This is a genomic window from Ureaplasma diversum NCTC 246 (assembly GCF_000731915.1).
Taxonomy (GTDB): Bacteria; Bacillota_I; Bacilli_A; order Mycoplasmatales; family Mycoplasmoidaceae; genus Ureaplasma; species Ureaplasma diversum.
This window is the reverse complement of the sequence record NZ_JFDP01000046.1, coordinates 1-2,103: the sequence shown is the minus strand read 5'-3', so window position 1 is coordinate 2,103 and position 2,103 is coordinate 1. Positions and strand designations below refer to the sequence as shown.

Here is a 2,103-nt window from a genome sequence, read left to right as displayed (position 1 = left end):
GGACTTTCTAGGCAAATGTTCCGGTTAAAAGTGTTTTAGAAGAAAATGTTTATGGTCTCTTTTCTTATATATGTTTTGGCTAAAAACAGCTCCCCCTTTTTAAAAATCCATACTTATTTGAAAATTTTGAATGGGGTTTTGTGAAACTATATTGATTACAAAAGGACAAGTTTTTCACCTATACAATGAGGACAAAAAATTAGAAAAATAGTAAATATTTTTAATATCAGAAGATAATATTAAACATTTAATCAGATAAATAGAATGATATTATTTATAGCTATTAAAAACGGTAGGAATAGAAAATATTCAGATGAACAAAAATAAATAATCAAAAATGGCTTTAGCCAGAAAGACTAGGCTTGAAACAATTACAATTTAACACAATTCATCTACAATTTCTTTAATCAATAATTGAAAAAGAAATTATCAGAAAACACTTATATCTTAATAAACAAATTAAAAGATAACGACAACGATATAGACAAGAAAATCTATACCAAAGAAAAGTTAAATTGTTTAACTTTAAAATAAGCTAGCAAGATAATTCAAATACAAAAGATTGAGATTGCCTTTTAAAAAAGTTAAAGGTTGTTTAGAATTTAATATTAGGTTTTGTTCAGTTGGTTAAATATGAATTTACATCCAAATAGCACAAACTACAAAAACAAGAAAAAATCCATTTTGAACTCAAAACATTTAAGTTGTTTGGTGTCATTATGGATTTATTTTTTATAATATTTAAAGCAAGTTTTAATATTTTTTATTGAACATCAACTGTTTTGTTATTTTGATTTAACAAATTATTTTTTGAATCATCGCCTAGTAATCATATTTGTGTAACTTTATATTTACCTTTTTCATTTTGATTACCACCATAAGGTTGATCAGAAGATATAGAGAATGAAACAGAACCATCTGCTTCAACTTTATCATTGACATAGTAAGCTTTTCGACCTCCCTGTTCAAACAGTGATGCTTGTTCTTCAAAAGTTCCATTTCCTTTATCTAATAAAAATTTAAGTCTGCCATCTTTTAATTTATCAAATGTTTCTTTAGAAGTATTTAATCTCAATCAAAAATAACTTTGTTGTCGTGAAAATGTAACAAGTGTTAATTTTGATTTCAAATCCATTTCTTTTTGTTTGTCAGGATCTTCAGCTTTCATACCAGGTTGTGCATTTTCTGTGCTGTTTGCTTGTGGATTTGGTTGTGGTTTTCCAGTTTCTGTTTGACTATTACTTTCATCAGCTTTCTTGCTAGGTTGTGAGCCAGATTGTTGATTTTCTGTGCTATTTGTTTGAGGATCTGGTTGTGGTTTTCCAGTTTCTGTTTGACTATTGCCCTCTTCTGTTTTCTTGCCAGATTGTGAGTTAGATCCTTCTATTGGTTGTTCAGTTTTAGCATTTTCCGTCTTACCATCACCAGATTCTACTTTTGGTTGTTCACCATTTTGCGAACCCGGAGTAGAAACATCACCTTGCATCATTTCTTTAGATTTATCATCTTGTTTATTATCACCAGAAGTGCCATTATCATTTTTAGGTGTCGTTTCTGGTGTTGATGGTTGAGTTTTTTCTGGAGAAGTTTTTGATGAACCACTTGTTGGATTAGTTGTCCCACCATTGTTTGAACCTTGACCACTTGGATTTGTAGTACTTCCACTTCCAGGATTTGAAGATTCATTACCACTAGTTTGTGGTTGTTCTACTTTCTTTTCAGTGGGTTTATTTGGTTTCGCCTTTGTTGGTGCACAAGCTGCAGCCACTCCTATAACACTAACCCCTGCCATAATTGCACCAACTGATAAAGCTAGTGCTTTCTTGTTTTTGAATTTACTCATATATTAATAAATCCTTTGATAGTTAAAATTATGTTGAAAATTCCTTTTTAAAAGTTTGATTTAAAAAATATAGAGCAATTCTAAATTCAATTTTTCGTGCTGCAAAAAAAAAAAAAAAGGACTTTTTAGATAAATGTTCCGGTTTTAACTACTTTTAGGATTTATAAAAATTGTTAGTGTTTTCTAACTACCTCGCCAACAAATCAACTTAATCATCTCTAAAACAAAAAAAAAAAAGCACTATATATTTAAATTGTAGT

The 2,103-nt window shown here is 29.2% G+C and carries 1 protein-coding gene; it reads right to left on the bottom strand.

What is annotated here, in order from left to right; translation table 4 throughout:
- Positions 1-763: 763 nt before the first annotated feature.
- Positions 764-1,843 carry a hypothetical protein gene (locus UDIV_RS02030; RefSeq protein WP_038102627.1) on the bottom strand — a complete coding sequence of 360 codons (1,080 nt, stop codon included), beginning with the start codon at positions 1,841-1,843 and terminating at the stop codon, positions 764-766.
- Positions 1,844-2,103 lie beyond the last annotated feature (260 nt).